At 56.8% G+C, this 16,739-nt stretch carries 16 protein-coding genes; 12 read left to right on the top strand and 4 right to left on the bottom strand.

The features are described from left to right. Window positions 1–36: 36 nt before the first annotated feature. The 5 genes from EAE_RS17895 to EAE_RS17875 all read left to right on the top strand — a co-directional run bounded on the left by EAE_RS17895 (window position 37) and on the right by EAE_RS17875 (window position 4,553). Window positions 37–993 (top strand): ABC transporter permease, encoded by a 957-nt coding sequence (locus EAE_RS17895; protein ID WP_015705201.1) that lies wholly within the window; start codon window positions 37–39, stop codon window positions 991–993. A 2-nt stretch (window positions 994–995) separates the two neighbouring features. Further along, window positions 996–1,943: an oligopeptide ABC transporter permease gene (gene opp4C, locus EAE_RS17890; protein ID WP_047056252.1), complete on the top strand. Its 948-nt coding sequence runs from the start codon at window positions 996–998 to the stop codon at window positions 1,941–1,943. Continuing rightward, complete coding sequence (locus EAE_RS17885; RefSeq protein WP_015705199.1) at window positions 1,940–2,920, top strand: ABC transporter ATP-binding protein; 981 nt, start codon at window positions 1,940–1,942, stop codon at window positions 2,918–2,920. The genes opp4C and EAE_RS17885 overlap by 4 nt, the downstream gene beginning before the upstream one ends. Further along, window positions 2,917–3,885, top strand: a complete 969-nt coding sequence (locus tag EAE_RS17880; protein ID WP_015705198.1) for an ABC transporter ATP-binding protein — start codon at window positions 2,917–2,919, stop codon at window positions 3,883–3,885. Before EAE_RS17885 ends, EAE_RS17880 begins: the two co-directional genes overlap by 4 nt. Window positions 3,886–4,007: 122 nt before the next feature. Further along, window positions 4,008–4,553, top strand: a complete 546-nt coding sequence (locus EAE_RS17875; protein WP_015366928.1) for an anti-virulence regulator CigR family protein — start codon at window positions 4,008–4,010, stop codon at window positions 4,551–4,553. A gap of 324 nt (window positions 4,554–4,877) precedes the next feature. Here EAE_RS17875 and EAE_RS17870 read toward each other — a convergent pair whose 3' ends face one another. Further along, the gene (locus EAE_RS17870) at window positions 4,878–7,277 is read right to left on the bottom strand and encodes a membrane-bound PQQ-dependent dehydrogenase, glucose/quinate/shikimate family (protein WP_164926750.1); all 2,400 of its coding nucleotides are present in this window, start codon (window positions 7,275–7,277) and stop codon (window positions 4,878–4,880) included. 321 nt (window positions 7,278–7,598) lie between these two features. Beyond that, window positions 7,599–8,513, bottom strand: coding sequence for a DUF535 family protein (locus tag EAE_RS17865; protein ID WP_047045905.1), 915 nt, complete (start codon window positions 8,511–8,513; stop codon window positions 7,599–7,601). A gap of 314 nt (window positions 8,514–8,827) precedes the next feature. On the opposite strand from EAE_RS17865, the gene EAE_RS17860 reads away from it, so the two are divergent. Beyond that, the gene (locus EAE_RS17860) at window positions 8,828–8,968 is read left to right on the top strand and encodes a hypothetical protein (protein ID WP_015705194.1); all 141 of its coding nucleotides are present in this window, start codon (window positions 8,828–8,830) and stop codon (window positions 8,966–8,968) included. A 46-nt stretch (window positions 8,969–9,014) separates the two neighbouring features. Here the strand turns inward: EAE_RS17860 and EAE_RS17855 are convergent, their stop codons facing one another. After that, window positions 9,015–9,905, bottom strand: coding sequence for a LysR family transcriptional regulator (locus EAE_RS17855; protein ID WP_020079025.1), 891 nt, complete (start codon window positions 9,903–9,905; stop codon window positions 9,015–9,017). A gap of 140 nt (window positions 9,906–10,045) precedes the next feature. On the opposite strand from EAE_RS17855, the gene EAE_RS17850 reads away from it, so the two are divergent. The 6 genes from EAE_RS17850 to EAE_RS17825 are packed head-to-tail and all read left to right on the top strand — an operon-like array spanning window position 10,046 to window position 15,770. Further along, complete coding sequence (locus EAE_RS17850) at window positions 10,046–10,753, top strand: CoA transferase subunit A (protein ID WP_015705192.1); 708 nt, start codon at window positions 10,046–10,048, stop codon at window positions 10,751–10,753. Window positions 10,754–10,755: 2 nt separating this feature from the next. After that, window positions 10,756–11,424: a CoA transferase subunit B gene (locus EAE_RS17845; protein ID WP_015366933.1), complete on the top strand. Its 669-nt coding sequence runs from the start codon at window positions 10,756–10,758 to the stop codon at window positions 11,422–11,424. Next, on the top strand, window positions 11,421–12,602 hold the full coding sequence (locus EAE_RS17840) for an acetyl-CoA C-acetyltransferase (RefSeq protein WP_015705191.1): 1,182 nt from the start codon (window positions 11,421–11,423) through the stop codon (window positions 12,600–12,602). Before EAE_RS17845 ends, EAE_RS17840 begins: the two co-directional genes overlap by 4 nt. Window positions 12,603–12,613: 11 nt before the next feature. Then, entirely contained in the window at window positions 12,614–13,537 is a 924-nt protein-coding gene (locus tag EAE_RS17835) for a 3-hydroxyacyl-CoA dehydrogenase family protein (RefSeq protein WP_015705190.1), read from the top strand. Window positions 13,538–13,584: 47 nt separating this feature from the next. After that, entirely contained in the window at window positions 13,585–14,976 is a 1,392-nt protein-coding gene (locus EAE_RS17830) for a GntP family permease (RefSeq protein WP_015705189.1), read from the top strand. Between the two features lie 23 nt (window positions 14,977–14,999). After that, window positions 15,000–15,770 carry a 3-hydroxybutyrate dehydrogenase gene (locus EAE_RS17825; protein WP_015366937.1) on the top strand — a complete coding sequence of 257 codons (771 nt, stop codon included), beginning with the start codon at window positions 15,000–15,002 and terminating at the stop codon, window positions 15,768–15,770. Window positions 15,771–15,833: 63 nt separating this feature from the next. Here EAE_RS17825 and EAE_RS17820 read toward each other — a convergent pair whose 3' ends face one another. Then, complete coding sequence (locus EAE_RS17820; protein WP_015366939.1) at window positions 15,834–16,706, bottom strand: LysR family transcriptional regulator; 873 nt, start codon at window positions 16,704–16,706, stop codon at window positions 15,834–15,836. Window positions 16,707–16,739: the final 33 nt, after the last annotated feature.

Raw genomic sequence — 16,739 nt, 5'->3', positions numbered from 1 at the left:
AGCCGCCGGCCTCCCGGCGGCTGATGTGAGAATGTTATGAAAAATTTCATCCTGAGGCGCCTATTGCAAACGCTACCGATGCTGCTGCTGGCCTCCTTTATCATTTTTATGCTCTTTGCTAAAACTCCCGGCGATTTTATCGATGGCAACATCACCTTGACGGCCGCCCGCGCCGCCGAACTGAAGGCGATATACGGTCTCGACCAGCCGCTCTTCACCCGCTACCTTCACTGGCTGGGGCAACTGCTGCGCGGGGATTTAGGCTTCTCGCTGCAATACCAGATCCCGGTCAGCCAGTTACTGAACCAGTACATCTGGAACTCCTTCCTGCTGGCTAGCGTGGCGCTGGTCTTCTACTGGGGTATCGGCCTGACGGTTGGCGTTGTCTCCGCGCTCAGACCTAATTCATGGTTCGATCATCTGGTGAGTATCGCGGTGTTCGCCGCCATGTCCTTTCCCACCTTTTTCCTCTGCCTGCTGCTGATTAAGTGGTTTGCCGTCGACCTGCACTGGCTGCCGGTAGGCGGGATGACCAATACCGGTAGCGACGATAGCGGCTGGCAGTATGTGCTGCAGGTCGCCGCCCATCTGGTACTGCCGGTACTGGCGCTGGTGATGCTGCAGGCCGGCAGCCTGACGCGCTATTTTCGCGCCAGCATGCTTGACGTGGTGAAGATGGATTTCATTCGTACTGCCCGTGCTAAAGGGCTGCGAGAACGCACGGTTATCATGAAACACGCGCTGCGCAATGCGCTACTGCCGGTCATCACCCTGCTTGGCTTTGAACTGCCGGGATTGTTCTCTGGCGCCATCATTACCGAAAAAGTATTTAACTGGCCGGGCGCCGGGCACATTCATATCGATTCGCTGGCCGCTCGCGATTATCCGGTATTGATGGGGTTTACCCTGTTTCTGGCGGTGCTGACGATCATCGGTAATTTACTGGCCGATGTGCTCTACGCGTGGGCCGATCCGCGCATTCGAGTGAGGTAATGATGATAACTTCCCTGTTTGGTTACCGTCGCCGCCTGCGCCAGGCGACAATCCCCGCGCTTGCGCAAATAACCCCATCTCCATGGCGTCAGGCATGGCGCCAGCTGCGCCGCAACCGGATGGCGATGCTGTGTTTAATCCTGCTTGCGGTGATGGCCACGTGGTGCGTACTCGGACCGATGTGGTCGCCGTGGAAAGATGACGCCACCGATGCGCTGATGATCAACAAACCACCCGGCGCAGAACACTGGTTAGGTACCGATTTTCTTGGCCGCGATATCTATACGCGTTTACTGCTGGCCGGGCGCATTTCACTGATAATCGGCCTGCTGACCATGCTGCTGTCGGTGACGCTTGGCTATCTACTGGGTGCGCTGTCGGGCTATGTCGGCGGACTCACCGATAAACTGATTATGCGGCTGGCCGATCTGGTGATGACGATCCCCAGTTTGCCTTTATTAATCGTCGCCGGCGCGATGCTCTCCGAGCTCGATTTTTCGCCGGATTCCCGCATCTGGATGGTGGTGATTATGCTCAGCCTGCTGGAGTGGCCAAAGCTGGCGCGGCTGGTGCGCGGGCAGTGCCTGTCGCTACGCGAGCGCGATTTTATGCTGGCGACGCAGGTTCTGGGACTGTCGGCGCGCCGCCGCCTGTTCGGTCACCTGCTGCCCAATACCATCCCGATTCTGGTGGTGATGGCGACAATGGCGGTCGCTAACGCCATTCTGAGCGAATCGGCGCTGAGCTACCTTGGCCTTGGCGTAGTACCGCCGACGCCGTCGTGGGGCAATATGATGGATGCCGCCAACAGCCTGATTGATTTCCAGCGGCGCCCCTGGCTATGGATGCCTCCTGGGATTGCCATCTTTATTACCGTCATTGCTATCAACGTGCTGGGCGACGGCCTGCGCGACGCGATGGACCCGAAAATGAAACAGAGGCTGAAATGAGCACGCCATTAATTTCTTTTAAGCAACTTTCGGTCTCTTTCGCTGCTGAAGGGAGCCGGGTGCGCGCGGTACAGGAAGTCTCTTTTTCGATTCAGGCCGGGCAAACGGTAGGTATCGTCGGTGAGTCCGGCTGCGGCAAAAGCGTGACCGCCATGTCGCTAATGGGCCTATTGCCTCCCCAGGCCGCGCGCATTGACGGCGGCGAGATCCTTTTCGAAGGACGCGATCTGCTCAAGCTGAAAGCGCGTCACATGGCCGACCTGCGCGGCAACCAGTTGGCGATGATCTTCCAGGAGCCGATGTCGGCGCTCAACCCGGTACTGACCATAGGCGAACAGCTCTGCGAGCCGCTCATCCGCCACCGCGGCGACTCGCCGCAAGCCGCCTGGCAGCGTGCAATACACCTGTTGAACGAGGTGGGACTGGCGCGCAGCGAAAGCCTGATGGCGTACTATCCACATCAGCTTTCCGGCGGCATGCTACAGCGGGTAATGATCGCCATGGCGCTGAGCTGCGGGCCGCAATTATTGATAGCGGATGAACCAACTACCGCGCTGGATGTCACCGTGCAGGCGCAGATCCTGCGTCTGATACGTGACCGCGCGCGCGAAAGCCAGATGGCGATGCTGCTGATCACCCACGATCTGGGGGTGATCGCGCAGATGGCCGAAAGGGTCGTCGTAATGTATGCCGGGCGGATTGTCGAACAGGGAACCACCGTCGAGGTGCTGCGCCAGCCCCAGCACCCCTATACCCGCGGACTTATCGCCTCGCGTCCGGTGCCGGGCGCGCGCCGCCGGCGGCTTTACTCCATTCCCGGTCAGGTGCCGGATCTCGCGCAACTGCCTGCGGGCTGCGCGTTTGCCGATCGCTGCGAACAGGCAACCGCACGCTGCCGTCAGGACATCCCGCCACTTTTAGGGTCCTCGCATCAGGCGGCCTGTTTTTATAGTCAATTCGCGGAGTCGGTGGCATGAACCAGCCCTATTTAATTGAAGTTAATGGCTTGAAAAAGTATTTCCCGCTGCGCGACGGCCTGTTCGGCCAGCAGACCGGCGAACTGCGCGCGGTCGATGACGTCAGTTTTAATATCCGTCCGGGAACGATTTTCGGCCTCGTCGGAGAATCCGGTAGTGGTAAAACCACCGTTGGCCGCACCTTGCTTGGCTTGTATGAAAAGACCGCCGGCAGCATTAAATTCCGCGGTCAGGAGTTATCCGAACTGTCAGCGGCAGCAATGCAGACCCTACGACCGAAAATTCAACTGGTGTTTCAGGATCCCTATAGTTCACTGAACCCACGCATTCGCATCGGCGAGGCGATTGGCGAGGCGATGCTGCAGCATAAACTATGCACGCGCGCTGAACTCTATGAGAAAGTCATTGCGGTGATGAAGATATGCGGGCTGGCGCCTCAGCATTACCACCGTTTTCCGCATGAATTTTCCGGCGGTCAGCGGCAGCGCATCGGCATCGCCCGCGCGCTTATCCTCAATCCGGACTTTATCGTCGCCGATGAACCCATTTCCGCACTCGATGTGTCGATTCAGGCGCAGATTATCAATCTGTTTGCCGACCTGCGCGACGAGCGTGGCGTCACCTTTCTATTCATCTCCCATGACCTTGGAGTTGTAGAGCATTTGTGCGACGACGTGGCGGTGATGTACCTCGGTCAACTGGTGGAAACCGCCAGCCGCGATGCGCTGTTTAGCCGCCCTCTTCATCCCTATACCCAGGCGCTGCTGGCCGCGGTACCCACCCTCGATCCCGAAAGCGAACCGCAGGCGGTCGTCCAGGGAGAAATCCCGGATCCGTCGCGCCCGCCTGAGGGCTGCCGGTTTTCGTCACGCTGCCCGCAGGCAAGTGACCACTGCCGCCGTCAGGCGCCGACGCTTCGTGAAATTTCGCCTGGACACCTGGTCGCCTGTCATTGGGCAGGATAACGATGATCAGAAAAGGCGAGGCATATTTTCTGCGGAGTATAAAAATAAGAAAACATGACATTGTTAAGGTTATGCGCACGTCATATCTTCAAAGCGTGTACTTCACTTTAAGGAACACCCTTATGATTAAGCGTCGCACTCTCAAATCTGCACTTGCGGCGGTTATTTCGCTCGCCGTCCTTGCCGCGCCAGTTTATGCCAACCCTGGTAATGGCAACGGGGGTGGCGGAGGTCATGGCAATAGCGGCGGAGGTGGCAACCACGGTAATAGCGGTGGAAACCACGGCAATAGCGGTAACCATGGCAACAGCAGTGACCACAGCAACAAAGGCCAGGGAAATGATAAGTCGAAAGAGGATCACGGTAACCGTAAAAACTACGGCAAACCCGACCATGTCGACTCTGATATTAGCTTCTCGCGAGCCCGTTCTCTGGCGGTGAATTATGGTCTGGTAGGTTATCAGGCGCTACCGCCGGGTATTGCTAAAAATGTGGTTCGCGGCAAACCATTACCTCCAGGTATTGCCAAAAAAACGTTGCCGGCATCTATGATTAACGATCTGCCTTACTACCCGGGTTATGAATGGCGTGCAGTGGGCGATGATTTAGTGCTGGTTGCGTTAAGTACCGCAATCGTCACTTCCGTCATTAACGGCGTTTTTGATTAATTTTTACACCTTTCAGGTTACACGCCGAACGTCAAAAAGGCCCATCACCAGGATGGGCCTTTTTTTTGCTTTATGCGACAGGGAATAATGAGGATCCAGACGGACTGGCGGAAAGTGCTAAGAATGTGCAATGGATTTTACTGATTTGAGAGTAGAGAAAACCACGGGTTCGCCGATGTCTCTGGCCTACGTCAATGCCGCAGGGCAGCATATTGCGCAGAGTGATATTCAAAGAGTGAAAGTCCAGCATTGCCCCCTGCTACCTCCCCCGGCTGTCAGCCAGGAACAGGTCCCGTTTACCGGGACCTGTTTCGTTTAGAGAGGTTATTCCTCCAGCGCGTAGGCGATGATATCGTCCCCGACGTCCGGCGAGTGGCTGGCGCCGCCGGCGGAAATCAGCACATACTCTTTGCCTGTTTTCGGCGATTTGTAGACCAGCGGCGCCGCTACCGCGCCAACCGGCAAGCGAGCGCGCCACAGCTCTTTACCGCTGGCGGAATCCAGCGCCCGCAGGTAGTTATCCTGGGTACCGGCGAAGAATACCAGCCCAGAGGCGGTAGAGGTTGGGCCGCCCAGGGTCGGCATTCCCAGCGGGATATGCAGATGGGTTTTCATCCCCAGCGGACCGGTATCTTCTACCGAGCCCATCGGCACCTGCCACAGTAGCTGACGGCTATTCAGGTCAATAGCGCTCATGGTACCAAACGGCGGGGTATTACAGGGCACGCCCAGCGCGGACTGCAGGATGTCGATACGCACGCCGCCGTAAGGCCCGGCAACTTGCGGGCGAACGGTACCCATAAAGCCAGGGACTTCGTCGGTGGAGACTTTGTATTTCGCCATCTCTTCCTTGCGCACCAGCGACATCCGCAACGGCATACGCATATCGTTGACGAACAGCGTACCGGTACGTTCATCGATGGTGATGCCGCCCCAGTTCATGCCGCCGAGCAGGCTTGGCCACTCAATATACGGTTTCTCTGACGGCGGCGTATACATGCCAAGGTAGGTCGACTCTTTAAAATCGATACGGCACATCAGTTGGTCGAACGGCGTCACGCCCCACATTGATTTTTCGCTCAACGGCTCGACGCCTAACTGCGGCATGCCGGTAGAGAACGGCTGGGTGGCAGACAGATGTTCGCCCTCCGCCCCCTGATGAGCGACGGGCAGTTCTTCAACACGGGTCACCGGTTTACCAGTGCGGCGATCGAGCACGTAAATCTGTCCGGTTTTGGTGGTCTGGATCAGCACCGGGACGTCCCCGCCCTGCTCGTTTTTCATGTGGAACAGTACCGGCTGCGATGGGAGATCATAATCCCAGATATCGTGGTAAACGGTCTGGAAAACCCATTTTGTTTTACCGGTACTGGCATCCACCGCCACCACCGCGGAGCCATATTTCTCTTTCGCTTCATTACGATCGCCGCCCCAGTAGTCCGGCGGCCCGTTGCCGGTCGGCAGATAGACCAGATTCAGCTCTTTATCAAAGCCGGGAATGGTCCACACGTTCGGCGTTTCGAGGGTATAAACGCGGCCTTTTTCCGGGTCGGTGATATTTTCCGGCTTGCCGACATCCCAGGCCCAGACGACTTTACCATCGCGTACGTCAAAAGCGCGTACGACCCCGGATGGCTCGCCGTGTACGATATCGCGTACCCAGCCGCCCAGCACCGCAATATGCCCCATGATCACCGGCGTTGAAGTCGGATGGTAGCGTTTGCTGTTTTCGGTGTCGCCCATGCCCTGCTTCAGATCCACGCTGCCGTGGTCGCCGAAGTCATCGCACAGTTCGCCGGTTTTTGCATTCAGCGCCAGCAGGCGCGCATCCACGGTCGATACCATGATCCGCTGCGGACACTGTTGCAGCGCCGGGCTCGCTTTTTCTTCCGCGCTGAGCGTATCGTCGCTCTGCACGTCATAGTAACCCACACCGCGGCAGGTCACATGTTCCGCCGTCTGCGCGTGCGGGTCAAAGCGCCAGCGCGCCTTGCCGGTATCGGCATCAATGGCGGTCACCACGTTGAGCGGCGTACAGGAATACAGCGTATCGCCAATTTGCAGCGGCGTATTTTCGTCAACGCCAATGGCCGGGCCGGTCAGGCGGCGCCCTGTGTGGTAGGTCCAGGCGACTTTCAGCTTATGAACGTTTTCCGGGGTAATATCGGTATACGGCGCGAAACGGGTGCCGGAGGCATCGCGGCCAAAGAACTCCCAGTTATCGCTTTTTGCCGCCTGCGTCGCGCTATTGTCGCTCGCCGCTTTCACGATGCCATTGTGGATGCCGCCGTGCGGATAGAACGCCGAAACCAGCGTCGCCAGCAGCGCGATAAAAATAACCGTGGCGCTCCAGTTCGCCAGACGCACGCGAGCAACCGGCATCGCCGCCGCCAGCCACAGGGCCAGCATTAGCATCAGCGCAGGAACCACCAGACGAGGGATCAGGCCCCAGTAGCTGAGCTGCACTTCATACAGCGCCCAGACCAGGGTTAACAGGAAGGTAATAACAGCAAGAGGCAGCGCGTATTGACTACGAGTGAAGTACCCAACGGCGATGATAAGATAAGCGAGACCGGCTAACAGATACCAGGCGCTGCCGCCGAGCGAGAGCAGCTTGCCCCCCCAGATAGTTAAGAAAATCCCAATGCCAAAACTCAGTAACACAAAAAGCAATCGGTAGATGGTGAAGAAAATCCTTCGACCATGCCCTTTTTGTTCGTCCATATTTCATCCCATTCGACAGATGTCGATATAACCAAAGCATTTATTTTTAAAGCGCCGATCGATAAGCGATGCCGCTCAGCGCAGTTAACCTGTTGGTTGGACGCCCCAAACCAGGGCGAAGAACGTAAGAAAGTATATGGACATGTAAATTTTATGTAAAATTTAACCGCATAAAATGTTTAAAATATTTTAACTTATAAACTGAATTTGATAGATGAGCAGGTTGTATAGGAGAGTGGTGTTAAGCAGGAGCCGCGGGGAGAGAGATAGCATCTATCATGGGTGCCGACCCGCCGCCCCCGGCGAATCGGCAATCCAGTATTAAGGTTTGTTGGCGCTTTCACCAACGGTTATCTTCTGTAATGCGGCGATCAGATCCAACTGAGCCTGTTCTTTTAAACTTTCACGTTTAATAAACTGGCTGCGATGTTTACTTTTCACCTCTTCCAGACTTTTTTTAATCTCTTGTGCAGGTAATTTGTACCAACCACGCCGCTGCTTCTCGCCGCCGATTTCTAACCACAACTCTGAGTAACTGGCTTTCACCTTGTCGCTCTTCACATGGTAGTCGCTGTCGATGGCGTAGATCTCACGAATATTAAAGTGGCGCAATAACCCGTACAGCAGAGTGATAATCAGGTTTTTTGGCCGCGTGCCATAGAGCTCTTTGGTCAACGCTTTCACTTCGTCGATGCCGATGTCTTTACCGCCCTGAATACCGCCAATCCACGCACTACCCTGATCGGTGCAGGAAAAACAGACGCTATAAACGCGTTTATTTTCAAAAAACATCTGCAGCATCAGTTCCCCCTCTTCCTGGAACGGCGAGGCCAGAAGTTTCACTTCCAGGCTGGTTCCATTTTTTAGCGGGATGGCAATCATCGAACAACCGAACGCTGATACATTATACAACTGCGGTAATATTTCCGCTTGAAAGCTTTTTTCAATAAAATTCAACGCGCCATGAGCAATATTTAGTTTAGCTCTTTTCGACATTCGCTTATTTAAATAAGCTTTGAAGGGCTTATCTTCAAAATGTACCAGTCCCGGCGTCTCGCTGGTCAATTTAGCACAGCTGTATGTCTGGCAAAGCCGTTGATATTGCTTGTACTTACCTCCTGTTAAAGGTATTTCGCGGCACTTACGCAACACCTTTTTATATTTAAGTTTAACGTGACAAATGACTTTATTATTTCTCCGCCATTCTTTGATGGCAGATGCTGTTATCGATACCATTGATCAAGATCCATAGACTCATCCATAATCGCGGCCATATTATCATGTTTGAAACGGGTCAATCGTTATTTACTGGTTCGTTGTCATTTCATTTAAGAAACAATCCGAAAATTATCATTTGATGCTTTCATATAATAAATGAACAATGTCAACTATGAATAATAGCGGTTATTGACTAATACCCCTCCACTCCGCTACCAAAAACAAGCTGACGATTAACGCTCTGTGCGATAGCTTCGGGCGCGGGGTGCAACCTTCCATCGTTTTGACCTATACTCTGCCGACAGTCAAAAAAGTAGCAAAGTGGGTAACTCATGGAAATTGATCTCGACAACCTGGTCTTTAGCGGCCTGGAAGAAGCGGAAGAGCGTAACGCTGAACGCCTGGACGAAGCGGATAAAAAAGCGCAGGCGATTGTTGCCGATGATGATTGCGGCGATGCCTGCAAAATCTAATGATTAAACCGGCTAACCAGGCCGGTTTTTTTTCGCCTGTAACTGCCTAAGCGGGCAAAAATCCCTTTAGCGTTTCCAGCAGCGCCTGCGCCGCCTTCGACAACTGCATATGTCCGGCATGAATAACGCCAATACACTTTTCAATCGGCGGATCGCTTAACGGTAGACAAACCGCTCCCAGCGACTGCATCTGCGACTGGCATAACGCGGGCACCGCGCTGCCGCCCAGACCGCTGGCGACCATCCGCCCGACGGTGACCAACTGATGACTTTCCAGCGCCACGTCCAACTGGCTACCGCTACGCGCCAACTCTTCTTCCAGCATCAAACGCACCGCCGATGGCCGCTGCAGGGTTATAAAATCCAGCGTCAGCAGTTCACGCCAGCTCAACTGCTTTTTACTCGCCAAAGGCGACGTTTTCGGCACGATCGCCACAAAGCGATCCACCGCCAGCGGCGTAAACAGCAGATTGTTGCCGGGCGATGGCTCAAACGCGATTCCCATCTCCACCCGGCCTTCGCGCACCATCTCAATGACCTGCTCATTAATCACGTCATGCACCGTTACGTTGACTCCCGCATAGCGGTCGCGGAAGGCTTTTAGCACTTCCGGCAGCACGTTAGCGGCAAACGACGGCATCGCGGCGACGGAGATCTTTCCCCGCTGCAGGGTGAAACTTTGCCGCATCGCCTCTTCGGCGTTATCCCAGTCCGCCAGCAGCTGGCGGGCCATCGGCAGAAAGGTTTCTCCCTCCTGGGTTAAGGTCACTTTGCGGGTGCTGCGCTGCAGCAATGCCCCGCCAAGCGCCTCTTCCAACCCCTTAATGGTCAAACTCAGCGCCGGCTGCGACAGGTTCAGACGCTCGCTGGCGTGGGCGAAGTTAAGAGTGTGAGCTACCGCTAGAAACGCGCGTAACTGTTTGACACTCATTCTCATTTTTCTACCTGTTAACTAATTGAAAGAATTTAGTTAACGATAAATTAATAAAAAAACCAAATGAGTGGGTCACAAATTCAAAATTATCAAATCAGTCCGCGCCCTTAATGATAGAGCCATCGCAAGGCAGGAGAAAAATGATGGCAGGACTGGATAAGCGCGTCGCCAGCTATGAAGCGGCGCTGGACGGATTAACCGATGGCATGACGTTACTGGCCGGCGGCTTCGGCCTGTGCGGCATCCCGGAAAACTTAATCGCCGAGGTCAAACGCCGCCAGGTACAGGGCCTGACGGTAGTTTCTAATAACTGCGGCGTTGATGGCTTTGGTCTCGGCATGCTGCTGGAAACGCGCCAGGTACGCAAAGTCGTGGCCTCATACGTTGGCGAAAACGCCCTCTTTGAACAACTGGTACTGAGCGGCGAACTGGCGGTGGAACTGACCCCGCAAGGTACGCTTGCCGAGAAAATTCGCGCCGGCGGCGCCGGCATCCCCGGATTCTATACCGCGACCGGTTACGGCACGCCGGTAGCGGAAGGCAAAGAGGTGCGTCAGTTCGACGGTAAACATTACATTCTCGAAGAAGCTATTCGCGGCGATTTCGCCCTTGTGAAGGGCTGGAAAGCCGACTGGTACGGCAACGTGGTTTATCGCCACACCGCGCAGAATTTTAACCCGTTGATGGCCACCGCCGGACGGATCACGGTAGTGGAAGTCGAAGAAATCGTCGCGCCGGGCGAACTCCCCCCCTCCGCTATCCATACGCCCGGTATTTATGTCGACCGGCTGATCGTCGGGCAATTCGAAAAACGTATTGAACAGCGCACGCTGCGCGCCGGAGGGAACTGAATATGTTAACTCGCGAACAAATGGCGATGCGCGTCGCCCAGGAACTGCGCGACGGCGATTATGTCAATCTCGGTATCGGCATTCCCACGCTGGTCGCTAACTATATTCCTGCCGGTATTGAAGTGATGCTGCAGTCGGAAAACGGCCTGTTGGGGATGGGCGAATTTCCCGATGAGTCAACGATTGATGCCGACATGATTAACGCCGGCAAGCAGACCGTTACCGCCCAAACCGGGGCGGCAATTTTTGACTCCGCCCAGTCCTTCGCCATGATCCGCGGCGGCCACGTCGATCTCACGGTCCTCGGCGCTTTTGAAGTCGATGTCGCGGGTAATATCGCCTCGTGGATGATCCCGGGAAAAATGGTGAAAGGCATGGGCGGCGCCATGGATCTGGTGGCCGGCGCGCAAAACATCATCGTGGTGATGACGCACGCTTCGAAAAACGGCGAATCCAAACTGCTCCCGCAATGTACCCTGCCGCTCACCGGCGCGGGCTGTATTCGCCGGGTACTCACCGATCTCGCGCTACTGGAAATTAGCGACGGCGCCTTTGTTCTGCGCGAATACGCCCCCGGCGTCAGCATTGACGAAATTGCCCGTAAAACGGCCGGACGGCTGGTCATTGCCGATGACGTCCGCGAAATGCGCTTCACTAAGGAGGCAATATGAAAGAAGTCGCTATCGTCTGCGCGCTACGTACGCCAATCGGCAGTTTTCGCGGCGCCTTGTCTTCCCTTTCCGCCGTCGAGCTAGGCGCCGCCGTAGTGCGTGGTCTGCTTGAACGCACACAGCTACCGGCCAGCGCCGTTGACGAACTGATTTTTGGCCAGGTTTTAACCGCCGGCTGCGGACAGAATCCGGCGCGACAAACCGCGCTGCGCGCCGGGCTACCGGTTGAAACTCCGGCCGTTACCGTCAATCTGGTTTGCGGTTCCGGGCTGAAAGCTGTGCAACAGGCGGTACAGGCCATTCGCAGCGGCGAGGCGGAGATAGTGATCGCCGGCGGCCAGGAGAGCATGAGCAATGCTCCGTATCTGGTTCAGGGCGCGCGCGATGGCCTGCGCTTCGGCCATGCCAGCATGCAGGACAGCATGATTCAGGATGGATTATGGGATGCGTTTAACGACTATCACATGGGCATCACCGCCGAGAATCTCGCCGACGCCTTTGATATCTCCCGCCCCCAGCAGGATGCCTTCGCCGCCCTTTCGCAGCGCAAAGCCGCCGCCGCGATAGCCGCCGGGCGCTTTCAGGCTGAGATAGTGCCGCTTAGCGTCCCTCAGGGTAAAAAAGCGCCGCGCATGGTGGACGCAGACGAACAGCCGCGCCCGGAAACCAGCGAACAACAGCTGGCGCAGTTGCGCCCTGCCTTTCGCACGGAGGATGGCAGCGTCACCGCGGGCAATGCCTCTTCGCTCAACGATGGCGCGGCGGCAGTCTTATTGATGAGCGTCGATAAAGCGCGGCAGCTTGGCTTGCCGGTGCTGGCGCGAATTGTCAGCTCTGCGGTGGCCGGCGTCGATCCGTCCGTGATGGGTATCGGCCCGGTAAGCGCTTGCCGGAAGGCGCTGCAGCGCGCCGGTTGGTCGCTGGACGAGGTGGATCTCATCGAAGCCAACGAGGCCTTTGCCGTGCAGGCGCTGGCCGTTGGCAAATTGCTGGAGTGGGACAGCCAGAAAGTCAATGTCAACGGCGGCGCTATCGCGCTCGGCCATCCGATTGGCGCCTCAGGATGTCGCATTCTGGTTAGTCTGCTGCACGAGATGCAGCGCCGCGATGTCAGCAAAGGCCTGGCGACGCTTTGCGTCGGCGGCGGTCAGGGTATCGCGATGACCATCGAACGTTAACAGGAGCCACTATGTTTACACCACAACTGGCGGTACTGGGCGCCGGCCTTATGGGCGTCGGCATCGCCTGTCATTTTGCCCGCCACGGCCACACCGTACGCCTCTACGACACCGACCCGGCGCGCGTTAGCGAGATTCCAGGCGTCACCGCCGCCATTTTGCGCGAGCTCGAAGAGTGCGAGCAGTTTGATGCCGCTCAGCGTACGGCGGTGCTCTCGCGCCTCTCCGGCACCACGGCATTAGGCGATCTTGCTGACGCGACCTTGCTGATCGAAGCGATTCCGGAACGTCTGGCGCTCAAGCACGCCTTATACCGCGAACTGGAAACCTTAATAGCCGACGAAGCCATTATCGCCAGCAACACAAGCGGACTACCGCCCGATCGGTTGGCGCAGGGTATGCGGCATCCGGAACGCTTGTTAATCGCCCACTTCTGGCATCCGCCGCATTTTATCCCGCTGGTGGAAGTGGTGCCGGGCAGCGCAACCCTGCCGCATCTCGCCAACCAGGTCAGCGATTTTTTATCCTCCTGCTCGCTGGAAGCGGTAGTACTCAACCGCGCCGCGCCGGGGTTCGTCGGCAACCGACTACAGTTCGCCCTGCTGCGCGAAGCGCTGCATATCGTTAAGAGCGGCATCGCTTCGCCGGAGGTGGTCGACAAAGTGATGCGCGCCTCGCTCGGCCGCCGCTACGCGATGGTCGGGCCGCTGGAAGCCGCCGATATGACCGGTCTGGCGACCGTCCAGGATATCTGCCAGCACCTGCTGCCGGAACTGGCCACAGGCAGCGACATGATGTCGCTGGTCGCCGACAAGGTTGCGCAAGGCGCTACCGGCGCCCGCAGCGGGCAAGGTTTTTATCACTGGGATGAGACCCGGCAGAAACGAATACAGTCGCGCCGTGAGCATCAGCTGCGCTACGCCCTGAAACCGTAACTTCTCGTTTTGTACCCCGACAATAACAATGATAGTGAGGAGTCGTAATGAGTGTGTTGATTGCCCTGGCCGCGTTGGCATTACTGATGCTGGCTGCGTATCGTGGATACAGCGTTATCCTGTTTGCCCCTATCGCCGCGCTTGGCGCGGTCCTGCTTACCGACCCGAGCGCGGTAGGCCCGACCTTTACCGGCCTGTTTATGGAAAAAATGGTCGGTTTCGTGAAGCTCTATTTTCCGGTATTTCTGCTCGGCGCCGTCTTTGGCAAGCTGATTGAACTATCGGGCTTCTCGCGTTCCATCGTCGCCGCCGCGATTCAAATTCTCGGGCGTCGACATGCGATCCCGGTGATCGTGCTGGTCTGCGCCCTGCTGACCTACGGCGGCGTTTCGCTGTTCGTGGTGGCTTTTGCGGTCTATCCCTTTGCCGCCGAACTGTTTCGCCAAAGCGGAATCCCGAAGCGACTGATCCCGGCAACCGTCGCGCTGGGCGCATTCTCATTTACCATGGATGCCCTGCCGGGCACCCCGCAGATTCAGAACATTATCCCCACCAGCTTTTTTGGCACCAACGCCTGGGCCGCCCCCTGGCTTGGGTTGATAGGTTCACTGTTTATCATCACCTTCGGTTTACTGTGGCTGGAACGACAGCGGCGTAAAGCGCTCGCGAATGGCGAGGGTTACGGTACCGATCTGCAAAACGAGCCGCAGACGCCGGATAACATCAATCTGCCGCATCCGCTGATCGCCATTGCCCCGCTGCTGCTGGTTGGCCTGCTGAACCTGCTGTTTACCCGCTGGATCCCGCAATGGTACGGCGCCAGCCACGAGCTAACGCTGCCAGGGCTTGCCAAACCCATCGTCACCGAGGTCGGCAAAATCACCGCTATCTGGGCCGTCGAGGCCGCGCTGCTATCCGGTATCGTCGTGGTGCTGGTGTTCGGTTTTCGTAATATTCGCGGCCGTCTGGCGGAAGGCAGCCGTACGGCGGTCGGCGGCGCGATCCTCGCGGCGATGAATACCGCATCGGAATATGGCTTCGGTGCGGTGATTGCCGCCCTGCCGGGTTTTCTGGTGTTGTCGAAAGCACTGACCGCCATTCCCAATCCCCTGTTAAACGAGGCGATTAGCGTAACCGTACTGGCGGGGATCACCGGTTCCGCCTCCGGCGGAATGAGCATCGCGCTGGCGGCAATGTCCGATACCTTCGTGGCTGCCGCCCACGCCGCTAATATTCCGCTTGAGGTACTCCACCGCGTCGCTTCAATGGCCAGCGGTGGCATGGATACCCTGCCGCATAACGGCGCCGTCATCACGCTGCTGGCAATCACCGGCTTAAGTCATCGCCAGGCTTACGGCGGCATTTTCGCCATTACGCTTATCAAAAGTCTCGCGGTTCTGTTTGTCATTGCCGTGTTCTATTTAACCGGTATTGTCTGATGCCTGATTTAAGGAGTAACGAAATGAATTTAAACGGTAAAACAGCGCTGGTCACCGGCTCCACCAGCGGTATTGGTTTAGGCATTGCCAAAGTGCTGGCGCAGGCCGGCGCGCAGCTGGTGTTGAATGGTTTTGGCGACAGCACGAGCGCGCGAGCCGAGGTTGCCGCACTGGGTAAAATTCCCGGCTATCACGATGCCGACCTGCGTGACGTCGGGCAAATTGAAGCGATGATGCGTTATACCGAAAGCGAATTTGGCGGCGTCGATATTGTGATTAATAACGCCGGTATCCAGCATGTGGCGCCAGTGGAGCAGTTCGCGGTGGAAAAATGGAACGATATTCTGGCGATAAATCTGTCCAGCGTCTTCCACACCAGCCGCCTGGCGCTGCCGGGCATGCGCGAGCGCAACTGGGGGCGGATTATTAATATTGCCTCCGTGCATGGGTTAGTCGCCTCGAAAGAGAAATCCGCCTATGTCGCCGCCAAGCATGGGGTGATTGGTTTTAGCAAAACGCTGGCGCTGGAGACCGCGCGTACCGGCATTACCTGCAACGCGATTTGCCCCGGCTGGGTACTGACGCCGCTGGTTCAGCAACAGATCGATAAACGTATCGCTGAGGGGGCCGACCCTGAGCAGGCCAGAGCGCAGCTGCTTGCCGAAAAACAACCCTCCGGCGAATTCGTGACGCCTCAGCAACTGGGGGAAATGGCGCTATTTTTATGCAGCGACGCCGCCGCGCAGGTTCGCGGCGCGGCGTGGAATATGGATGGCGGCTGGGTGGCGCAGTAACGGGTAACCCAACGGAGAAAAGGTCAGCGTATCTCCGTCGGGTCGCGCTATGCCCCCCGGGAATTAGAACATCTCCAAAAATCGCTTCACCGTGCGCGAACGCTCGAAGCGCCGCCAGGCGATGGCAATATCGGTCTTGACCGGCGTCCCCTGTATCGATTGATAGCTGACGTTGGGCAGCGCGATACAGGTCATCGACTGCGGCACCAGCGCGAAACCAAATCCGGCGTTAACCATACTCAGCGACGATGAAATCTGCGACGACTGCCTGGCGCGGTTCATATCGATACCGGCGCGCAGGCAGCTATTGAACACCAGCTCATACAAACCCGGCGCCACTTCGCGCGGGAAGAGGATCGGCGCGACGTCCCGCAACTGTTCCAGCGCCAGCGTCGGTTCCGCTGACAATGGATTATCGCGCGGGAGCGCAATGACCATTGGCTCTTCATCAATGATACGCAAGTTAAACGCCTTACTGCTTTCACACGGCAAACGGACAAAGGCGATATCGATCTCCGCCTCGCTCAGCGCCGCCATCAAATTTGCCATGTTGCCCTCCCGTTGATGGAGGATGACGCCTGGGTGATCGAGCTGAAAACGGTGCAGCAAGGTGAAGATTTGTGGATGGAAAGCATCAGAACTGGTAATGCCTAACGACAGGCTGCCGTTCATTCCGCGGGCAATGCCCTTGGCCTTTTCCAGCGCCGCATCGCTCAGCGCGAGGATTTGGCAGGCATCTTCATAAAAGGACTCCCCGGCTTCGGTCAGCTCCACCCCGCGGGTTAGCCGACGCAACAGCGGAGTGCCAACCTCTCGCTCAAGCCGCTGAATTTGCTGACTTAATGGTGGCTGTGAGATACCCAGTTCTTTCGCTGCCCGGGTGAAGTGCCGCGTGCGGGCGACGGCGACAAAATAGCGTAGATAACGAAGTTCCATATCGAAAACGTCTCAAACCAGCATGGTTTCTAT

Source organism: Klebsiella aerogenes KCTC 2190 (assembly GCF_000215745.1).
Taxonomy (GTDB): Bacteria; Pseudomonadota; Gammaproteobacteria; order Enterobacterales; family Enterobacteriaceae; genus Klebsiella; species Klebsiella aerogenes.
The sequence above is the reverse complement of the archived record's forward strand: the minus strand, read 5'-3'. Positions and strand labels throughout refer to the sequence as shown.

Coding starts and splice junctions, on each gene's coding strand:
- EAE_RS17860 (WP_015705194.1), top strand. CDS start 8,828: ATGGAAATTGATCTCGACAACCTGGTCTTTAGCGGCCTGGAAGAAGCG.
- EAE_RS17855 (WP_020079025.1), bottom strand. CDS start 9,905: ATGAGAATGAGTGTCAAACAGTTACGCGCGTTTCTAGCGGTAGCTCAC.
- EAE_RS17825 (WP_015366937.1), top strand. CDS start 15,000: ATGAATTTAAACGGTAAAACAGCGCTGGTCACCGGCTCCACCAGCGGT.
- EAE_RS17835 (WP_015705190.1), top strand. CDS start 12,614: ATGTTTACACCACAACTGGCGGTACTGGGCGCCGGCCTTATGGGCGTC.
- EAE_RS17845 (WP_015366933.1), top strand. CDS start 10,756: ATGTTAACTCGCGAACAAATGGCGATGCGCGTCGCCCAGGAACTGCGC.
- opp4C (WP_047056252.1), top strand. CDS start 996: ATGATAACTTCCCTGTTTGGTTACCGTCGCCGCCTGCGCCAGGCGACA.
- EAE_RS17830 (WP_015705189.1), top strand. CDS start 13,585: ATGAGTGTGTTGATTGCCCTGGCCGCGTTGGCATTACTGATGCTGGCT.
- EAE_RS17885 (WP_015705199.1), top strand. CDS start 1,940: ATGAGCACGCCATTAATTTCTTTTAAGCAACTTTCGGTCTCTTTCGCT.
- EAE_RS17840 (WP_015705191.1), top strand. CDS start 11,421: ATGAAAGAAGTCGCTATCGTCTGCGCGCTACGTACGCCAATCGGCAGT.
- EAE_RS17870 (WP_164926750.1), bottom strand. CDS start 7,277: ATGGACGAACAAAAAGGGCATGGTCGAAGGATTTTCTTCACCATCTAC.
- EAE_RS17850 (WP_015705192.1), top strand. CDS start 10,046: ATGGCAGGACTGGATAAGCGCGTCGCCAGCTATGAAGCGGCGCTGGAC.
- EAE_RS17880 (WP_015705198.1), top strand. CDS start 2,917: ATGAACCAGCCCTATTTAATTGAAGTTAATGGCTTGAAAAAGTATTTC.
- EAE_RS17820 (WP_015366939.1), bottom strand. CDS start 16,706: ATGGAACTTCGTTATCTACGCTATTTTGTCGCCGTCGCCCGCACGCGG.
- EAE_RS17865 (WP_047045905.1), bottom strand. CDS start 8,513: ATGGTATCGATAACAGCATCTGCCATCAAAGAATGGCGGAGAAATAAT.
- EAE_RS17895 (WP_015705201.1), top strand. CDS start 37: ATGAAAAATTTCATCCTGAGGCGCCTATTGCAAACGCTACCGATGCTG.
- EAE_RS17875 (WP_015366928.1), top strand. CDS start 4,008: ATGATTAAGCGTCGCACTCTCAAATCTGCACTTGCGGCGGTTATTTCG.